The 807-nt window shown below is 56.4% G+C and carries 2 protein-coding genes; one reads left to right on the plus strand and one right to left on the minus strand.

The window, feature by feature from the left end:
* The first annotated feature begins 99 nt into the window (after positions 1 to 99).
* On the plus strand, positions 100 to 324 hold the full coding sequence (locus BRX37_RS26335; protein ID WP_081260906.1) for a hypothetical protein: 225 nt from the start codon (positions 100 to 102) through the stop codon (positions 322 to 324).
* A 103-nt stretch (positions 325 to 427) separates the two neighbouring features.
* Here BRX37_RS26335 and BRX37_RS26340 read toward each other — a convergent pair.
* A partial coding sequence (locus tag BRX37_RS26340; protein ID WP_164522556.1) for a recombinase family protein occupies positions 428 to 807 on the minus strand: 380 nt, incomplete at its 5' end.

Raw genomic sequence — 807 nt, forward strand, 5'->3', positions numbered from 1 at the left:
CTACAGCATCATGAGTCGAGCGCGGTGTTGAAAGCAGATGTCTTATGACTATCCTGCCCCATGCCCGAAAAGGACTCGACGACAAGGAGCGCACGGTCGATGCGTCGCAAAAAGCTGCGTGAGGACGCAGCTGGCTATCGACGTTCAACATACGCCCTCTCCCCTACATCCATCGACATCGTGGAGAAGATCCGGCAGCGCCTCACACTGCCGTCCCGCGAGGCAACGATCAACGCCATACTCGAACGGATCGATAGCGACATTCTCTTGCGCTACGAATTCCTTGGCCCGCGAACGCCAGATCGCGCCAACAAAGAGCCATGAATCCTACTGCCGGCAATCGGCTCAAACCGGCCGTCAGTTTAAGTCTCACTCCACCATTGCGTGCTTCTGCGCAACACGTCGGCCAAGACTGGCGCGGATGCCGTTATCTAACTGGGAAATGCCTGTAGAACGTGGAAATCGACACACCAATTGCAGAGGCAATCTCGGTGGCCGACATCTCGGTTTTCAAAAGTTTTTCGGCAGCGGCCCTACGCTGTTCAGTCATTACAGATCTTCGCCCCCCAAATCTCCCTTTACGACGAGCAACGTCGAGTGCCGCATTCGTTCGCTCCCGAACCAGTTCGCGCTCCATCTGGGCCATCGCGGCAAGAATGTTGAACACGAGACGTCCAGCTGTTCCCGATGTATCGATGCCGTCGGTGATCGAGCGGAGACCGATCTGTTTGCCTTCGAGCTCAGCGGCAAGGTCGACCAATCCCTTCATCGTGCGACCCAAGCGATCCAGCTTCCAGACCACGATAA

It is taken from the genome of Sphingomonas sp. S-NIH.Pt3_0716 (assembly GCF_003950715.1).
GTDB lineage: Bacteria > Pseudomonadota > Alphaproteobacteria > Sphingomonadales > Sphingomonadaceae > Sphingobium > Sphingobium yanoikuyae_A.

Bases quoted from the DNA above. Each gene is read 5' to 3' on its own strand.
- BRX37_RS26335 (WP_081260906.1), top strand. From the start codon at position 100: ATGCGTCGCAAAAAGCTGCGTGAGGACGCAGCTGGCTATCGACGTTCA.